Source organism: Novosphingobium sp. FSW06-99, from assembly GCF_001519065.1.
In the GTDB taxonomy this organism is placed as follows: Bacteria; Pseudomonadota; Alphaproteobacteria; order Sphingomonadales; family Sphingomonadaceae; genus Novosphingobium.
Window position 1 is genome coordinate 1 of sequence record NZ_KQ954258.1, and the last position, 15,059, is coordinate 15,059.

The following is a 15,059-nucleotide window of genomic DNA, read 5'->3' on the forward strand; positions in this document are numbered from 1 at the left end:
AGACACGTGATATTTTTACGAATAGCTATGGCTTTATCACGATATCCGTCAGTTTTTATCACGGGTTCCATGCGCCATCTGCCACCGCTCAATGCCTTGCGCGTATTCGAGGTTGTCGCCCGCACCGGCAGCTATGCCAGGGCGGCGCAGGAACTTGGCCTGACCCATGGCGCGGTCAGCCGCCATATCACCACGCTCGAAGGCTGGCTGGGGCAAAAGCTGTTCATGAAAGACGGGCGGCGCATGGTGGCGACACCGATCGCCAGCGCGTTTGCCGCAGAAGTCGGCCATGCGTTCAATCGCCTGTCCAGCGCGGCCGAGGCTTGTGGCCGACCGGGTGCCCGCCGCATCCTGCGGGTCAGCGCGCCGACCAGCTTTGCCATGCGCTGGCTGATCCCGCGGCTCGACCGCTTTCACCGCGCCAATGCCAATGTCGAGGTGGTGGTGACCACGGTGTCGACGGTGCATGAAGAACTGCGCGGCGGGTTCGATGTGGCGATCCGGCGCGGCGTCGCCTCGCCCCATGCCTGGCCACAGCACCATGCCCTGCCGGTGCTCGACGATATCGACACGCTGATCATGAGCCCGGCGCTGTTTGCGCAGAACCCGATCCGTTCACCCGCCGATGTCGGACAGTTTCCCTTGCTGGCCAGCGAAACCCGGCCGGGCGACTGGGTCGACTGGCTGGAGGCCGCCGGTATCCCCCACCTGGCGGGCAAACCGCGCCAGGTGTTCGATCATTTCTTTGTCACCCGGCAGGCGGTCGAAGATGGTCTGGGCATCGGCATCGGCCCGCTGCCGATGCTGGGGATAGATATCGCGGCGGGGAGGCTGATCACGCCCCTGCCGCATATCCAGGTGCGGCGAACCGGCTATGTCGCGCTGGTGGCGCGCCGTGCTGACAATGCCGGGATGGTTGGCACGTTTGTCGACTGGCTGGCCGACCAGGGGCTCGGCGCCGGCGCGTTGCCATCGCCGCCGCCAGAGTGAGGGCGGCCAGCCCTCACACCGGGACCTGCTGGCTGGAACAGTGGAACCCACCCCCGCCCGCCAGCACCGCGTCGGCCATCAGGCCCATCGTTTCGCGCCCCGGAAACAGCGCCGCGATCGCGGCCACGCCATCGTCATCGTAGGGTGATCCGAACACCGGCACGATTACCGCATGGGTGGTGATCACAAAGTTCATATAGCTGGCGGGCTGCACCATGCCGTCCCATTCGATCCGCCCCGGCGAAGGCACTTCGACCACCTCCACCCCGAACGCGTGCGCGCGGGCGGCGGCGTCGGCATAGATTGCCACGTTGGGATCGTCCGCGCCCGTAGCGCGCGGCAGGGCGAGGCGACCGGGCGCCACAAACCGCGCCAGATTGTCGACATGGCCGTCGGTATGATCGTTGATCAGCCCGTCGCCCAGCCACAGCACCCTGTCAAAGCCCAGATCACGCGCCAGCCGCATCTCGAGATCGGCGCGCGACAGATGCGGGTTGCGGTTGGGATTGAGCAGGCATTGTTCGGTGGTGGCGACCAGACCCGTGCCGTCGCCGTCGAGCGCGCCGCCTTCCAGCACCCAGTCGGCGCGCGTGGCAGGCAGGCCCACGCTGGCGGCCAGGTCCGCGCCTATGTCCTGATCACCCGGCATCAGGTATTTGCCGCCCCATCCGTTAAATCCGAACAGTCGCGCCGCGCGGTGTGCGCCCTGCCCCACGACCAGCGGCCCGGTATCGCGCAGCCAGACATCGCCATAGACGCGCTGTTCCAGACCCACTTTGCCACTGACCAGCGCCGCCGCGCGCGCGGCATTGGCCGGATCGCGCACGATCAGGCGCACCGCCTGCCCGGTTTCGGCCACCGCGTTGGCAAAGGCGGCAATCTGTTCCTGTGCGCGATCGATCACGCCCGACCATTCTTCGGCCAGATGCGGGAAACCGATCCACAACAGGTCTTGCGCGTGCCATTCGGCGGGCATGCGCCCGGTCGTCGTGTTCATCAAACGTCCTTATACACGTGCACGAAACAGCCGGCCGCCGGTGCGCAAGCCGTCTTTGCGGCGGGCCAAATAGCGGCGGTTGAGTTCGTCCGGTTCATAGGTTTCCACCTCGCCAAAGCCCAGCGCGCGCGCCTTGTCACGCAAATCCGCCGGGGCAAAGGCCGAAATCCACGGCTCGCCGCGTGCGGCCACGCGTGCGGCCATGATATCGCCCACCACTTGTTCGACTGGGCCCTGCATCGCGCGCGGAATGCGAAAATCGCACACGATCGCGGTGCCCGGTGGCAGACCTGCGACCAGCCCGAGCACTTCCATCACCGCCGCCTCGGTCAGATACATCGTCACCCCCAGCCAGGCGAACGTGGCCGGGCGCGCGGCATCGAACCCGGCCTCGGCCAAGGCCTCTGCCAGGACTTGCCGTTCGAAATCGACCGGCACGAACGTCAGCCCATCGGGTAGGCCAATGCCCGCATCGGCCAGCGATTCGCGCTTCCACGCCTGGGTCGCGGGATGATCAACCTCGAACACGCGCAGGCCCAGCGCGGCAAACGGATTGCGGCAGGCAAATGTATCCAGCCCTGCGCCCAGCACGACATATTGGCGCGTGCCGGCGGCCACCGACCGCGCCAGTTCGTCTTCGGCAAAGCGGCTGCGCACCACCATCGCACCGCGCAAACTGCGCGCATGCGGTTCGTTGTGCACATAGGGATCCGCGCGCAGCGCGGCTTCGCGCGCGGGGCCGAGAATGCGCAGCGCGAAGGGATCGTCGAGCACCAGCGGATCATCGAGCAACTGGTGCGCCGCGCGCAAGGTGGCCACTGCCAGCGCGGTGACGCTGGGCTGCCCGGTGCGCAAGAGCGACGTCTGGCTGGTCATCGGTCAATGTCCCTGCTTGCTTGCCGCGACGGCTGCGGCCATCTCCTTACGATATGATCACGCCCGATGTCACGCCGTCGCCCGACTGGGCCGATGCCCTCCGCCGCGCCCGTGCGCATGCACCGTTTCTGGCGCGCGCCCTCGAACGGCGGTCCGATCTGGCCGAATTGCTGGCGCGGGGCGAAATCGATGACGCGCTGGCGCTGGCGCTGACCAGTGGCGCGGGGGTCGACGATGTCGGCGTGGCGCTGCGTCGCGAACGGCTGGCGCTGAGCCTGGTGGTGGCGATTGCCGATCTGGCCGGGGCCTGGGATCTGGCCCAGGTGACCGGCACGTTGAGCGCGTTTGCCGACCGCGCGCTCGATGGCGCGATCGGCGCGGCGATCCGCCGCCGCGTGCCCGATGCGCCCAATGCGGGGTTTTCCGGGATCGCGTTGGGCAAACATGGCGCGCAGGAATTGAACTATTCGTCCGACATCGATCCGATCCTGCTGTTCGATCCCGACACCCTGCCCCGGCGAGACCGCGACGATCCTGCCGAGGCGGCACAGATGGTGGCGCGCCGGGTGGTCGAATTGCTGTCGACGATCACCGCCGAAGGCTATGTGTTCCGCATCGATCTGCGGCTGCGCCCGCAGGCCGAAGTGACCCCGCTGGCGCTGTCGTTCGCCGCCGCGATCACCCATTACGAATCGAGCGCGCTGGCGTGGGAACGCGCCGCCTTCATCCGCGCGCGCGCCGCCAGCGGCGATCTGGCGCAGGGTCAGGCGTTTCTGGACACGATCCGGCCTTTTGTGTGGCGCCGCAGCCTCGATTTCGGGGCGATCGCCGAAATCGGGCGGCTGACCACGCGCATCCGCGACCACTATATCGGCGGGCAGATGGTCGGGCCCGGCTATGACCTGAAACGCGGACGCGGCGGCATTCGCGAAGTCGAATTTTTTGCCCAGACGCACCAGTTGATCCACGGCGGGCGCAATCCGGCGCTGCGGTTGCGCGGCACGCGCGCCACGCTCGATGCACTGGCCACCGCCGGGATCATCGCACCCGACGATGCCGCCATGCTCGGCCGGTCCTATGATCGGCTGCGCACACTTGAACACCGGTTGCAGATGGTCGCCGATCAACAGACCCACAGCCTGCCCGCCGATCCCGCCGCGCTCGACAATGTGGCCCGGCTCGACGGGCTGGCCGATGGCCCCGCGCTGGTCGCCGAACTGGCGCAGATATCCGAACGGGTGGGCAGCCGGTTCGACGCGCTGATCGCTGCCTGGGCCCCGCGCGGCACACTGGCGGTGGGCGATCGCCCGCTTGCGCTCGATCTGACCGAGTTGGGGTTCGCCGAACCCGAGGCGCTGGCAGTGCGAATCGAGAGCTGGAACAACGGCAAGTTCCGCGCCTTGCGCAGCGAGGCCGCGCGCGAGGCGTTTGCCCGCATCCGCAGTCCCTTGTTGCGCGCACTGGCCGCCGCGCCCGACCGCGATCGGGCGCTGTTGCGCTGGGAACAGTTGATCGAGCATTTGCCTTCGGCGATCAACGTGTTCCGCCTGCTCGAAGCGCGCCCGGCACTGTTCGACATGGTGATGCGCGTGCTGGCGCATGCCCCCCGACTGGCCGACGATCTGGCCCGCCGTGCCGATTTGCTCGACGCGCTGATCGACATGACCGCGTTCGATCTGCCGGGCGGGGTCGATGCGATCGCGGCGCGGCTGGCGCGCACCGAAAAGGGCGATGATTACCAATGCCTGCTCGATGCGGTGCGGCGCAAGGTCGGCGAAATGCGCTTTGCGCTGGGGGTGCAACTGATCGAACAGGCCAATGGCGCGCTCGACATCGCCGCCGCGCTGTCGCGCGTGGCCGAAGCGACGATTGCCGTGCTGACCGCGGCAACCGAGGCCGAATTTGCCGCCGTGCACGGCACCGTGCCCGACGCGCGGCTGGTGATCCTGGGGCTCGGGCGGCTGGGCGGCGGCGCGCTGACGCATGCCTCTGACCTCGATCTGGTGTTTCTGTTCAGCGGCGATTTCGCGGGCGAATCCGATGGCACGCGCCCGCTTGGGGCCACGCTCTATTTTGCGCGGTTGAGCCAGCGCGTGTCGGTCGCGCTGTCGGCGCCAACCGCGGCCGGCGCGCTCTATGATATCGACACGCGGCTGCGCCCGTCGGGCACGCAAGGGCCGATCGCGGTCAGCCTCGACAGCTTTGCCCGCTATCAGGCGCACGAGGCGTGGACCTGGGAACACATGGCGCTGTGCCGCGCGCGCACCGTCTATGGCAGCCCGTCCGACCGCGCCGCGCTCGATGCGATCATTGCCAGCGTGCTGAAAACCCCGCGCGACCCGCACGTGCTGCGCGCAGACGTGCTCAAGATGCGCGCCGAAATGGCGCGGCACAAACCGGCCAAGGGTCCGCTCGACGTCAAACTGGCGCGCGGCGGGCTGGTCGATGCCGAATTCATCGTGCACTATCTGCAACTGCGCGAAGGGCGCGCGTTCGATCCCGATCTGGGGCTGGCGATCTCGGCGCTCGCCGATCTGGGCCTGGTGCCGCACGGCTTGCGCGACAGCCACGACTTGCTGGCGCGGTTGCTGGTCGTGGTACGGCTGGTTGCCCCCGATGGCGCCTATCCTCCGCCCGCCAGCCGTGCCATTGTTGCCGCCGCATGCGGCATCGCCGATTGGGACAGCCTGATCGCCGCGATTGCCGCCGCGCGGCGGCTGATTGCCGCCACGTGGCAGACCGTTTTTGACGAACCACTGGAGATCTGAGCCATGACCGCACCCCTGACCGTGGGCGAAACGCTGCCCGACATCGCGCTGACCAGCCCGGCCGGCGAAGCCGTGCGGGTGGCCGACTTTGCCGGAAAGAAGCTGGTCCTGTTCTTCTATCCCAAGGACGACACCCCCGGCTGCACCACTGAAAACAAGGATTTTTCGACATTGGCCGCGCGGTTCGCCGCCGCCGGCACCGCGCTATTGGGGGTCAGCAAGGACAGCCCGCAAAAGCACCAGCGGTTCATCGACAAGCACGGCCTGGCCGCGCCGCTGGCCACCGATGCCACCGAGGATGGCCTGTCCGACGCGCTGGGCATCTGGACCGAAAAGTCGATGTACGGGCGCAGCTATATGGGCATGGAGCGCACCACCCTGCTGATCGACGCGCATGGCCGGATCGCGCGCATCTGGACCAAGGTCAAAGTCAAGGGCCACGCCGCCGAAGTGCTGGCCGCCGCCGAAGCACTGTAATGCCCGGCATCGCGCAGGCCATCTGCGCGGTCATGCTGACCGCCGATCCGCGCGCCAAAGTGATGGCAACGCGCGCGCTGGCGCGTGACTGGGCGGCGGGGCGGCTGGCGCCGGTCTATGATGTGATCATGCCCGATGCGCCCGCGCGCCCGCCCCGGCCCGAACTGCTGCCGCCCAACCGCATGCCAAAGCGCGGGCGCGGCGGGTCGGAACGCGGGCGGATCGCGCTGATCCACGCGCTGGCGCATATCGAATTCGTCGCGATCGATCTGGCGCTCGATGCCGCCGGGCGGTTTGGCCAAGAACGCGGGCCCGGCTTTGTGACCGACTGGCTGGGCGTGGCGGCGGACGAGGCGATGCATTTTTCGCTGCTGGCGCGGCGGCTGGTCACGTTGGGCAGCCATTATGGCGCGATGCCCGCGCACGACGGGCTGTGGGACGCCGCGCGCGAAACCGCGCACGATGTCGCCGCGCGGCTGGCGGTGGTGCCGATGGTGCTTGAAGCGCGCGGGCTCGATGTCACGCCGATGACCATCGAACGGTTCACCGGCGTGGGGGATCACCGCACCGCGCGCATCCTGCAACGAATCCTTGACGATGAAGTGCGCCATGTCGGCCTGGGCACAAGCCATTTTGGCCAAGTCTGCGCCGAACGGGGAGATTCGCCGCCGAAAACATGGCAAACGCTTGTTACGCGCCATTTCAGGGGGTCCATTAAGCCTCCGTTCAACGACTCGGCGCGTCGTTCAGCCGGTCTGTCGTACGAATTCATGGAAGGGGTTGCCTGAACGCAACACTTGCCCGTACCCATCAGCCTGCATCTGGGACTAGGGGTATTCACTCACAAGTCGGGCGGTCGGTCTTGGACCGGCGCCAACCAGCGGGGCCCTGGCCAAGCCGCAATCGCGGCAGCGGGGTGGGACAAAAGGGTACGCACGGGTCATAATGCTGGGAAACAGATTCCATCTTTTCGCGCTGAGTGTGGCCGCAGGCCTGATCGCTCAACCGGCTCTGGCAAATAGCGCCGCATCCGCCGACATCACGTCGCCGCTGCGCTCCGCCGAAGCCGCCCGCAACGGCACCACTTTCGCCCCCGGTGACAGCGAATTTCGTCAGTTGTTTGCCAACTGGCGCGCGCTCGACAACGGCCGGCCTTATTCGCGCACCACGTCGAGCAATATCGCCGACACCGGATCGGCCTCGATCCCGATGCTGGTGCCGGTCACCAGCAACCGCGCGATGAGCAGCAATTTCGGCATGCGCATGCACCCCGTGCTGGGTGGTTATCGCATGCACAAGGGCGTTGATCTGCCCGCATCGACCGGCACCCCGATCCATGCCACGGCCGACGGTGTGATCGGCCGCGCCGACTGGTTTGGCGGCTATGGCCTGTGCGTCGAAATCGAACATGGCGCCAATCTGGAAACCCGCTACGGCCACATGTCGCGTATTGCCGTTGCCGAAGGGCAGCACGTGCACAAGGGCGACGTGATCGGCTATGTCGGCTCGACCGGCCGTTCGACTGGCCCGCACCTGCATTATGAAGTGCGTATCGGTGGCGAAGCGGTCAACCCGGTGCCCTATCTGCAAATCGCCGAGGCCCAGTCGGGCATCAACACCGGTGTCACGCTGGCCAGCAACGCCGCCACGCTGACCCCGGACGAATAAACGCCATTCCATCCAGGCCGTAAATCGGCCGGGTCGCATTTGGGAGAGGATGCGACAGTTCGAAAAAGGGCGCCGGCAACGGCGCCCTTTTTTGATTCAGGCTATTTGCCAGCCGCCTTTTCCTTGCGCGCGGCCTGCCTGGCCAGTTGCTCCTCGCTCTCTCCGAACAACAGCGCCAGCTTGTGATGCTCATCGGCTGTCATGTCCGACCACTTGCGGGGTTTGGGCAGGGCCGCAGTATCCGCTTGGATTTTTTTCATGATATCAGGCATGCGCTTCATCAACAGCGGCACGACTCCCTGCATCTTTGCCATCACCGCCGGGTCCATCCCGATCTGCGCCGCATTCGCCGCATAGGCTGCGCCGCTCGGCGTGTCGAAAAACCGGTTGATGTCGTCAAGCTGGTCCAGGCTGAACCGGATGGCATAAGCCCGGACCAGACCATCGCGGATGCCCGGTTCGATCTGTTCGAACAGCCCGCCCATTTCCCCCATCATCGCATGCATCGCCACGGTCATACGCTGGTGATAAGCCGGGTCGTAGATCGCCATGATGTCGTCGAGGGTCGCCTTGGGCATCTTGGCGACGTCTTCAGGCTTGGCCCCGCAGATTGCGGCCAGATCACCCAGCGGAAGGCGTCCGACACCCCCCATCATACCATCCATCAGCTTGCCCAGCGGTCCGCCCAGCAGGCGGGCATATGTGCCCACCGGAAAGACGTGATCGACGGTGATTCGCGCCGCTGCCAGCCGCGCCGGGTCGATCTGCGACGCGCCGGCGGGAGGCGCATCGGCAATCGCAGCGACGGGGGCGTTTGGCGCAGCGCCTGGCATATCCTGGGCCTGCGCGCCGCATGCCGTGATTGCCAGTGCTGTCGCCAAGAGCGCCCGCGTCAAGTCTGTCCGGTATGCCATAGTCCGCGCCCCCTCACCCCATGCTCGCGGCGACTTGCCCGAACCGGCAGACCCAGACTGCAATGCCATCGACAGACCTACAACAGGATTTGCGCGACGGGCGTATCGCCGTCACAATCGGGCGACGGAATGGTTCAATCCCCCTCCCAGGCAAACACCTCTTCCAGACCCACGCCAAACCGGCGCGCGATGCGAAAACTGGTTTCCAGGCTGGGTGAATAGCGCCCCTGTTCTATGGCGATGATCGTCTGACGGGTGACGCCGACCGCCAGGCCAAGCTCGGCCTGGCTCATCTGGCCATGCGCTTCGCGCAAGGCCTTGACTCGGTTGGTGATGGGCGGGCGGGCGGGCACGATCAGATGCCCCGCCGCAACAGCCACGCCTCTTGTCCATATGTGCCGATCTGCGCCACGATCAGACTGCCGATAACCAGATGGAACAACAGCCGGCCATCGCCGACCAACACGAACACGCATGCCGACGTGGCGACCATCGCCGCCAGCGCCACGCCCGATCGATACCCTGCCAGCGCGATTGCCAGCCGCTCATGCTCATCACGCGGGGCGCGCGCATCGGCGGGATTGCCCAATGCGAGCGCGGTGTGCACCACAATCGACAGCACGATCGCCACGATCGTGTAGCCGACCAGGGCCGGCAACAGCGCATGGGCCCGGGTGACTTGCCAGGCATAGAACAGCCCGGTCAGCAGCATGACCACCGCCATCGCCCAGGCCGTCTTTTCACGAAACGCCATATCACGCCTCCTGTGTTAAAAATCTTTTACATACCTAACAACGGCGCGATGCGATGTCAAAGATTTTCGACACACCATTCCCATTGCATTCCTTAATCGATCAGTTAAAAATACCGGCAAGAACATCCCCGCCCGCGCTGGCAGAGGGACGGAAGAGGACACCCATGCTTTACCATCCCAGCGTTCACGCCCGGCAAAACCCCGACAAACCTGCGTTGATCATGGGTTCGAGCGGCGAAGTGGTGACCTATGGTGCGCTCGATGCGGCCAGCAACCGTTTTGCCCATGTGCTGCGCGCGCGCGGAGTGCAGATCGGCGACACGATCGCGCTGTGCTTTGACAACAATCCGGTGTTCTTTGCGCTGTGCTGGGGCGCGCAGCGCGCAGGCGTGGTCTATGTGGCGATATCCTCGCGGCTGACCGCGCCCGAAGTCGCCTATATCGCCAAAGACAGCGGCGCGCAGTTGCTGGTCAGCAACCAGGCCTTCGCCGCGCTGCTCGATGGCGTGGCGACTGCCGAGCCATGGCTGCCGCAATTGCGGCTGGATGGTGCAGGCGATCACGACCTGATCGCGGCAATGGCGGCGATGCCGGTCGAACCGGTCGCCGACGAACGCGCCGGGGTCGACATGCTCTATTCGTCGGGCACCACCGGCAAGCCAAAGGGGGTGCGCGTGCCCCTGCCCGAAGATCCCGCGATCGGCGCGGGCAACGGCCTGATGGACATCGCGCGCGGCGCGTTCGGGTTTTCGCAAGGATCGGTCTATCTGTCGCCCGCCCCGCTCTATCACGCCGCGCCGCTGCGCTGGTGCATGACCGTGCACCGTCTGGGCGGCACGGTGGTGTGCATGGAAAAATTCGATCCCGAACTGGCCCTGCAGTTGATCGAGCGCCACCGCGTGACCGACAGCCAATGGGTGCCCACCCATTTCGTGCGCATGCTCAAACTCGATGAGGCGGCGCGGCAGCGTTATGACCTGTCATCGCTGCGCTGCGCGGTCCATGCCGCCGCGCCCTGCCCGGTGCCGGTCAAGCGCGCGATGATCGAATGGTGGGGGCCGATCCTGCGCGAATATTACGCCGGGACCGAGGGCAACGGGTTCACCTATATTTCCAGCGAGGAATGGCTGCAACGGCCCGGCTCGGTCGGGCGTGCGCTGCTCGGCGTGATCCGCATCTGCGACGAGGCGGGCGATGAAGTGCCGCGCGGCACCGAGGGCCAAGTGTTTTTCGAAGGCGCCAGCACCTTCAGCTATCACAATGATCCCGACAAGACGCGCGATGCCACCAACAAGCATGGCTGGACCAGCCTGGGCGATGTCGGCTGGCAGGATGACGACGGCTATCTGTTCCTGACCGACCGCAAGAGCTTCATGATCATTTCGGGCGGGGTGAACATCTATCCGCAGGAGATCGAGAACCTGCTGGTCACCCATCCCAAAGTGGCCGATGTCGCGGTGATCGGCGCGCCCGACGCCGATATGGGCGAGCGCGTGGTGGCGGTGGTGCAACCCGCCGATTTCAGCACGGCAGGCCCCGCACTGGCAGAAGAACTGGCGCAATGGCTGGCCCCGCAACTGAGCCGGGTGAAAATGCCGCGTCAGATCGATTTCCGAGCCGATTTGCCGCGCGAGCCGACCGGAAAACTGTTCAAACGCCTGTTGCGCGACGAATACAAGACCGACGCAACCGCCTGACCGATTGAGGATCACCCGCTATGGCCACTGCAACCGACGCCCTGATCCCCCCGCATATCGGCACGGCGGTGATCGATCCCAATGCCTATGCGGCATGGACCCCGTTGCTCGATCAGTTCGACTGGCTGCGCGAAAACGGCCTGACGGTCGGCAAAGTGGTCGCGCCCGACGACATTCACGAACCGTTCTGGCATATCGCCGGGTACGATGAAGTGATGAAAGTCAGCAAGGACAACCAGACGTTCCTCAACAATCCCAAAAGCGCCGTCTTCACGCTGCGCAGCACCGAGGCGCTGGCCAAGGCGATCACCGGGGGCAGCCCGCATCTGGTCGAATCGCTGGTGCAGATGGATGCGCCCAAACATCCCAAATTGCGCCGCCTGACGCAGGAATGGTTCATGCCCAAGAACCTGCGCACGATCGAAGCGCGCATCCGCACGATTGCCGAGGCGACCGTGGCGCGCCTGCTCGATGCCGGAGGCGAAGGCGATTTCACCAAACTGGTTTCCAGTCCCTACCCCTTGCATGTGGTGATGCAAATCCTCGGCGTTCCTGAATCCGACGAACAGCGCATGCTGGTACTGACCCAGCAGATGTTCGGCGGGCAGGATGAAGAGCTGAACCAGTCGGGCATCAAGAACCTGCCCCCTGAAATGATCACCCAGATTGTCGCCGGGGCGGTCAAGGATTTCGAAGGCTATTTCGCAGCGCTTGCGGCCGAACGGCGCAAGGCCCCCGCCGACGATGTCGCCACCGTGATCGCCAACGGCATGGTCGACGGCGCCCCGATCGGCGACCGCGACACCGCAGGCTATTACATCATCACCGCCAGCGCCGGGCACGACACCACCTCGGCCTCGACCGCCGGGGCCATGCTCGCGCTGGCGAAGGACCCGGACCAGTTCGCGCTGGTCAAGGCCAACCGCGCGCTGTTGCCAGGCATTGTCGAAGAAGCGATCCGCTGGACCACCCCGGTGCAGCATTTCATGCGCACCGCCGCCGCCGATACCGAACTGGGCGGGCAGCAGATCGCGGCGGGCGACTGGCTGATGATCAACTATGTCGCGGCCAACCACGATCCCGCGCAATTTCCCGATCCGCGCCGGTTCGATGCCACGCGCGAGGCCAATCGCCACCTGGCGTTCGGCGCGGGCGCGCACCAGTGCCTGGGGCTGCATCTGGCACGGCTGGAAATGCGCATCCTGTTCGAAGTGCTGCTCGACCGGCTCGACAGTGTCGAACTGGCGGGCGAACCGGCGCGCGCCAAATCGACCTTTGTCGGCGGGCTCAAACGTCTGCCGCTAAGATGGAAGGCCGCCTGACCCGCAATCGACCGACCTTCAGAGTCTGACCCTAAACGCGCGAAAGGGCGCGTTTAGGGTCAGACACGCAAACACTCAGGCGAGCTGCGCCGCCAGCCGCTTGATCATCGCACCCACATCGGCGGCCATGTCTTCGCGCGCCAGCGCGAGTTCCAGCGTCGCCTCGACAAACCCCGCCTTGCTGCCGCAATCATAGCGACGGCCCGCGAACGTGACCGCGTGAAACGCCTGGTTGCCGATCATGCGCGCCATCGCATCGGTCAACTGGATTTCGCCGCCCGCACCCTTGCCCTGGCTCTCCAGCGTGCGCATCACTTCGGGTTGCAGGATATAGCGGCCCGAAATGATCAGGTTTGACGGCGCGTCTTCGGCCCTGGGCTTTTCGACCAGCCCCAGCACCTCGGTCAGGTGCGGCGAAATCTGTTTGCCCGGCCTGATCACGCCATAGCTCGACACATCTTCGTGCGGCACTTCGAGCACCGAAATCAGATTGCCGCCCACCTCGTTATAGGCTTCGACCATCTGCTTCATGCACCCGGGCGTGCCGATCATCAGTTCGTCGGGCAAGAAGATCGCGAACGGTTCATCGCCGACAATTGCCCGCGCGCACCAGATTGCATGGCCCAGCCCCAGCGGTACCTGCTGACGCACGGTCACCAGATTGCCCGGCTGAATGCGAGTCGCATCGAGCACATCGAGCGCCTTGCCGCGGCCCGCCATCGTCGATTCAAGTTCATAGGCGGTGTCGAAATGTTCAACGATCGACACTTTGCCGCGCCCGGTCACGAAAATAAGTTGTTCGATGCCCGCCTCGCGCGCCTCGTCGACGGCGTACTGAATCAGTGGCCGGTCGATGATCGGCAACATTTCCTTGGGGATGGCCTTGGTCGCGGGCAGAAACCGTGTGCCGAGGCCCGCAACCGGGAAAACGGCCTTGCGAATTGGTTTGCGATTACGCGTTTCGGTCATGGCCCTGTTAATACCCCAGAAAGTGTTGCGACATCGTTATGCAATGCCCTTGCCGCGACGCAACTGATGTTTTTTATTCACGCGAATTCAATGTCTGGCCTGCAAATTCGGATCGGCCTGTCACCCCCTTTGCAACGCGTGCAATCCAGGCATTGCACCCGCCGCAAATCCCGGTAAATCGCGGCGATGGACAAGATCATCATTCGCGGTGGCAACCGCCTGTCGGGCGTCGTGCCGGTATCCGGGGCAAAGAATGCGGCGCTGACCCTGCTGCCCTGTGCGCTGTTGACCGACGAGCCGCTGACGCTGCGCAATCTGCCGCGTCTGGCCGATATCGACAGCTTTCAGCACCTGCTCAACCAGTTCGGCGTGTCCACCGCGATCGCCGGCGCCCGGCCCGAAGATTTCGGCCGCGTGATGACGCTGCAGGCCACCCGGCTGACCTCGACCGTCGCGCCCTATGACCTGGTGCGCAAGATGCGCGCCTCGATCCTGGTGCTCGGCCCGATGCTGGCGCGCGCGGGCGAAGCGACCGTCTCGCTGCCCGGCGGATGCGCCATCGGCAACCGCCCGATCGACCTGCACCTCAAAGTGCTCGAAGCGTTCGGCGCGGTGATCGAGCTTGCCTCTGGCTATGTGCGCGCGCATGCGCCCGATGGCGGCCTGCCCGGCGGGTCCTACACGTTCCCGGTCGTCTCGGTCGGGGCGACTGAAAACGCGCTGATGGCGGCGGTGCTGGCCAATGGCACATCGACGCTGCACAACGCCGCGCGCGAACCCGAAATCGTCGACTTGTGCAACCTGCTGGTGGCGATGGGCGCCGAAATCGAGGGGATCGGCGGTTCCGATCTGACCATCCACGGCGTCAAGCGCCTGCATGGCGCGACATATATGGTGATGCCCGATCGCATCGAGGCGGGTTCCTATGCCTGTGCGGCGGCGATCACCGGTGGCGAAGTGACGCTCGCCGGGGCCCGGATCGAGGATATGGCCGCTACGGTGCAGGCGCTGACCGATGCCGGGGTGCACGTCGAACAGACCCGCGCCGGGCTGCATGTTGCCGCCAACGGCGCGATCCGCCCGATCACTTTGTCCACTGCCCCCTTCCCCGGCTTTGCCACCGACATGCAGGCGCAGTTGATGGCGATGCTGTGCATGGCCAAGGGATCATCGGTGCTGACCGAAACGATCTTTGAAAACCGGTATATGCACGTGCCCGAACTGAACCGCATGGGCGCGCATATCGACGCCAAGGGCCGCACCGCAATCGTCCACGGTGTCGACCAGTTGACCGGCGCCGACGTGATGGCCACCGACTTGCGCGCCTCGATGAGCCTGATCATCGCCGGGCTGGCCGCCGCAGGCGAAACCCGCGTGCACCGCGTCTATCACCTCGATCGCGGCTATGAACGGCTGGAAGAAAAGCTCGCGCTGATCGGCGCCGACGTGGAACGCGTCGGCAGCGACTGAGCGCGGGAAGATACTCGCGCCCCGCCCGGACGGCTAACCTGCTGGTATCGTTGCTGCGCGGCGGCAATTTACGCCCGAAAACAGCCATTTCATCGTCATTCCCGCGACGGCGGGAATCCAGTTACTGCCTCGCATCGAGGACAAATGATCGGAGAGA

At 65.5% G+C, this 15,059-nt stretch carries 14 protein-coding genes; 8 read left to right on the top strand and 6 right to left on the bottom strand.

Features of this window, described 5'->3' with window-relative positions:
* Positions 1-69: 69 nt before the first annotated feature.
* The gene (locus tag AQZ49_RS13915) at positions 70-990 is read left to right on the top strand and encodes a LysR substrate-binding domain-containing protein (RefSeq protein ID WP_067616698.1); all 921 of its coding nucleotides are present in this window, start codon (positions 70-72) and stop codon (positions 988-990) included.
* 13 nt (positions 991-1,003) lie between these two features.
* On the opposite strand, the gene AQZ49_RS13920 is transcribed toward AQZ49_RS13915, so the two are convergent.
* Positions 1,004-1,987: an agmatine deiminase family protein gene (locus AQZ49_RS13920; RefSeq protein WP_082701787.1), complete on the bottom strand. Its 984-nt coding sequence runs from the start codon at positions 1,985-1,987 to the stop codon at positions 1,004-1,006.
* A gap of 9 nt (positions 1,988-1,996) precedes the next feature.
* Positions 1,997-2,863 carry a class I SAM-dependent methyltransferase gene (locus AQZ49_RS13925; protein WP_067616700.1) on the bottom strand — a complete coding sequence of 289 codons (867 nt, stop codon included), beginning with the start codon at positions 2,861-2,863 and terminating at the stop codon, positions 1,997-1,999.
* A gap of 53 nt (positions 2,864-2,916) precedes the next feature.
* Between AQZ49_RS13925 and AQZ49_RS13930 the strand changes: the two genes are divergently transcribed.
* The 4 genes from AQZ49_RS13930 to AQZ49_RS13945 all read left to right on the top strand — a co-directional run bounded on the left by AQZ49_RS13930 (position 2,917) and on the right by AQZ49_RS13945 (position 7,776).
* Positions 2,917-5,631 carry a bifunctional [glutamine synthetase] adenylyltransferase/[glutamine synthetase]-adenylyl-L-tyrosine phosphorylase gene (locus AQZ49_RS13930; protein WP_067616702.1) on the top strand — a complete coding sequence of 905 codons (2,715 nt, stop codon included), beginning with the start codon at positions 2,917-2,919 and terminating at the stop codon, positions 5,629-5,631.
* Positions 5,632-5,634: 3 nt separating this feature from the next.
* On the top strand, positions 5,635-6,108 hold the full coding sequence (locus AQZ49_RS13935) for a peroxiredoxin (RefSeq protein WP_067616704.1): 474 nt from the start codon (positions 5,635-5,637) through the stop codon (positions 6,106-6,108).
* Entirely contained in the window at positions 6,108-6,896 is a 789-nt protein-coding gene (locus AQZ49_RS13940; RefSeq protein WP_067616706.1) for a ferritin-like domain-containing protein, read from the top strand. The genes AQZ49_RS13935 and AQZ49_RS13940 overlap by 1 nt, the downstream gene beginning before the upstream one ends.
* 160 nt (positions 6,897-7,056) lie before the next feature.
* The gene (locus AQZ49_RS13945; protein WP_082701808.1) at positions 7,057-7,776 is read left to right on the top strand and encodes a M23 family metallopeptidase; all 720 of its coding nucleotides are present in this window, start codon (positions 7,057-7,059) and stop codon (positions 7,774-7,776) included.
* Between the two features lie 101 nt (positions 7,777-7,877).
* Here the strand turns inward: AQZ49_RS13945 and AQZ49_RS13950 are convergent, their stop codons facing one another.
* The 3 genes from AQZ49_RS13950 to AQZ49_RS22335 form a co-directional block, all read right to left on the bottom strand.
* Positions 7,878-8,609 carry a DUF2059 domain-containing protein gene (locus AQZ49_RS13950; RefSeq protein WP_067616708.1) on the bottom strand — a complete coding sequence of 244 codons (732 nt, stop codon included), beginning with the start codon at positions 8,607-8,609 and terminating at the stop codon, positions 7,878-7,880.
* A 215-nt stretch (positions 8,610-8,824) separates the two neighbouring features.
* Complete coding sequence (locus AQZ49_RS22330) at positions 8,825-9,070, bottom strand: helix-turn-helix transcriptional regulator (protein ID WP_369819133.1); 246 nt, start codon at positions 9,068-9,070, stop codon at positions 8,825-8,827.
* Positions 9,046-9,444, bottom strand: coding sequence for a hypothetical protein (locus AQZ49_RS22335; protein ID WP_067616710.1), 399 nt, complete (start codon positions 9,442-9,444; stop codon positions 9,046-9,048). The genes AQZ49_RS22330 and AQZ49_RS22335 overlap by 25 nt, the downstream gene beginning before the upstream one ends.
* A gap of 164 nt (positions 9,445-9,608) precedes the next feature.
* Here AQZ49_RS22335 and AQZ49_RS13965 point away from each other — a divergent pair, with 164 nt between their 5' ends.
* A complete protein-coding gene (locus AQZ49_RS13965) occupies positions 9,609-11,141 on the top strand; it encodes an acyl-CoA synthetase (RefSeq protein WP_067616712.1) in 1,533 nt (510 codons plus the stop codon).
* Positions 11,142-11,161: 20 nt separating this feature from the next.
* Entirely contained in the window at positions 11,162-12,463 is a 1,302-nt protein-coding gene (locus AQZ49_RS13970) for a cytochrome P450 (RefSeq protein WP_067616714.1), read from the top strand.
* 75 nt (positions 12,464-12,538) lie between these two features.
* Here AQZ49_RS13970 and galU read toward each other — a convergent pair whose 3' ends face one another.
* Positions 12,539-13,432: a UTP--glucose-1-phosphate uridylyltransferase GalU gene (galU, locus tag AQZ49_RS13975; protein ID WP_067616716.1), complete on the bottom strand. Its 894-nt coding sequence runs from the start codon at positions 13,430-13,432 to the stop codon at positions 12,539-12,541.
* A gap of 186 nt (positions 13,433-13,618) precedes the next feature.
* On the opposite strand from galU, the gene murA reads away from it, so the two are divergent.
* On the top strand, positions 13,619-14,902 hold the full coding sequence (murA, locus tag AQZ49_RS13980) for a UDP-N-acetylglucosamine 1-carboxyvinyltransferase (protein ID WP_067616718.1): 1,284 nt from the start codon (positions 13,619-13,621) through the stop codon (positions 14,900-14,902).
* The last annotated feature ends 157 nt before the right edge of the window (positions 14,903-15,059 follow it).

What these genes read in the sequence shown, in the direction of transcription:
- AQZ49_RS13965 (WP_067616712.1), top strand. Translation starts at nt 9,609, where the DNA reads ATGCTTTACCATCCCAGCGTTCACGCCCGGCAAAACCCCGACAAACCT.
- AQZ49_RS13915 (WP_067616698.1), top strand. Translation starts at nt 70, where the DNA reads ATGCGCCATCTGCCACCGCTCAATGCCTTGCGCGTATTCGAGGTTGTC.
- AQZ49_RS13920 (WP_082701787.1), bottom strand. Translation starts at nt 1,987, where the DNA reads ATGAACACGACGACCGGGCGCATGCCCGCCGAATGGCACGCGCAAGAC.
- AQZ49_RS13940 (WP_067616706.1), top strand. Translation starts at nt 6,108, where the DNA reads ATGCCCGGCATCGCGCAGGCCATCTGCGCGGTCATGCTGACCGCCGAT.
- AQZ49_RS13925 (WP_067616700.1), bottom strand. Translation starts at nt 2,863, where the DNA reads ATGACCAGCCAGACGTCGCTCTTGCGCACCGGGCAGCCCAGCGTCACC.
- AQZ49_RS13950 (WP_067616708.1), bottom strand. Translation starts at nt 8,609, where the DNA reads ATGCCAGGCGCTGCGCCAAACGCCCCCGTCGCTGCGATTGCCGATGCG.
- AQZ49_RS22335 (WP_067616710.1), bottom strand. Translation starts at nt 9,444, where the DNA reads ATGGCGTTTCGTGAAAAGACGGCCTGGGCGATGGCGGTGGTCATGCTG.
- murA (WP_067616718.1), top strand. Translation starts at nt 13,619, where the DNA reads ATGGACAAGATCATCATTCGCGGTGGCAACCGCCTGTCGGGCGTCGTG.
- AQZ49_RS13970 (WP_067616714.1), top strand. Translation starts at nt 11,162, where the DNA reads ATGGCCACTGCAACCGACGCCCTGATCCCCCCGCATATCGGCACGGCG.
- AQZ49_RS13930 (WP_067616702.1), top strand. Translation starts at nt 2,917, where the DNA reads ATGATCACGCCCGATGTCACGCCGTCGCCCGACTGGGCCGATGCCCTC.
- AQZ49_RS13935 (WP_067616704.1), top strand. Translation starts at nt 5,635, where the DNA reads ATGACCGCACCCCTGACCGTGGGCGAAACGCTGCCCGACATCGCGCTG.
- galU (WP_067616716.1), bottom strand. Translation starts at nt 13,432, where the DNA reads ATGACCGAAACGCGTAATCGCAAACCAATTCGCAAGGCCGTTTTCCCG.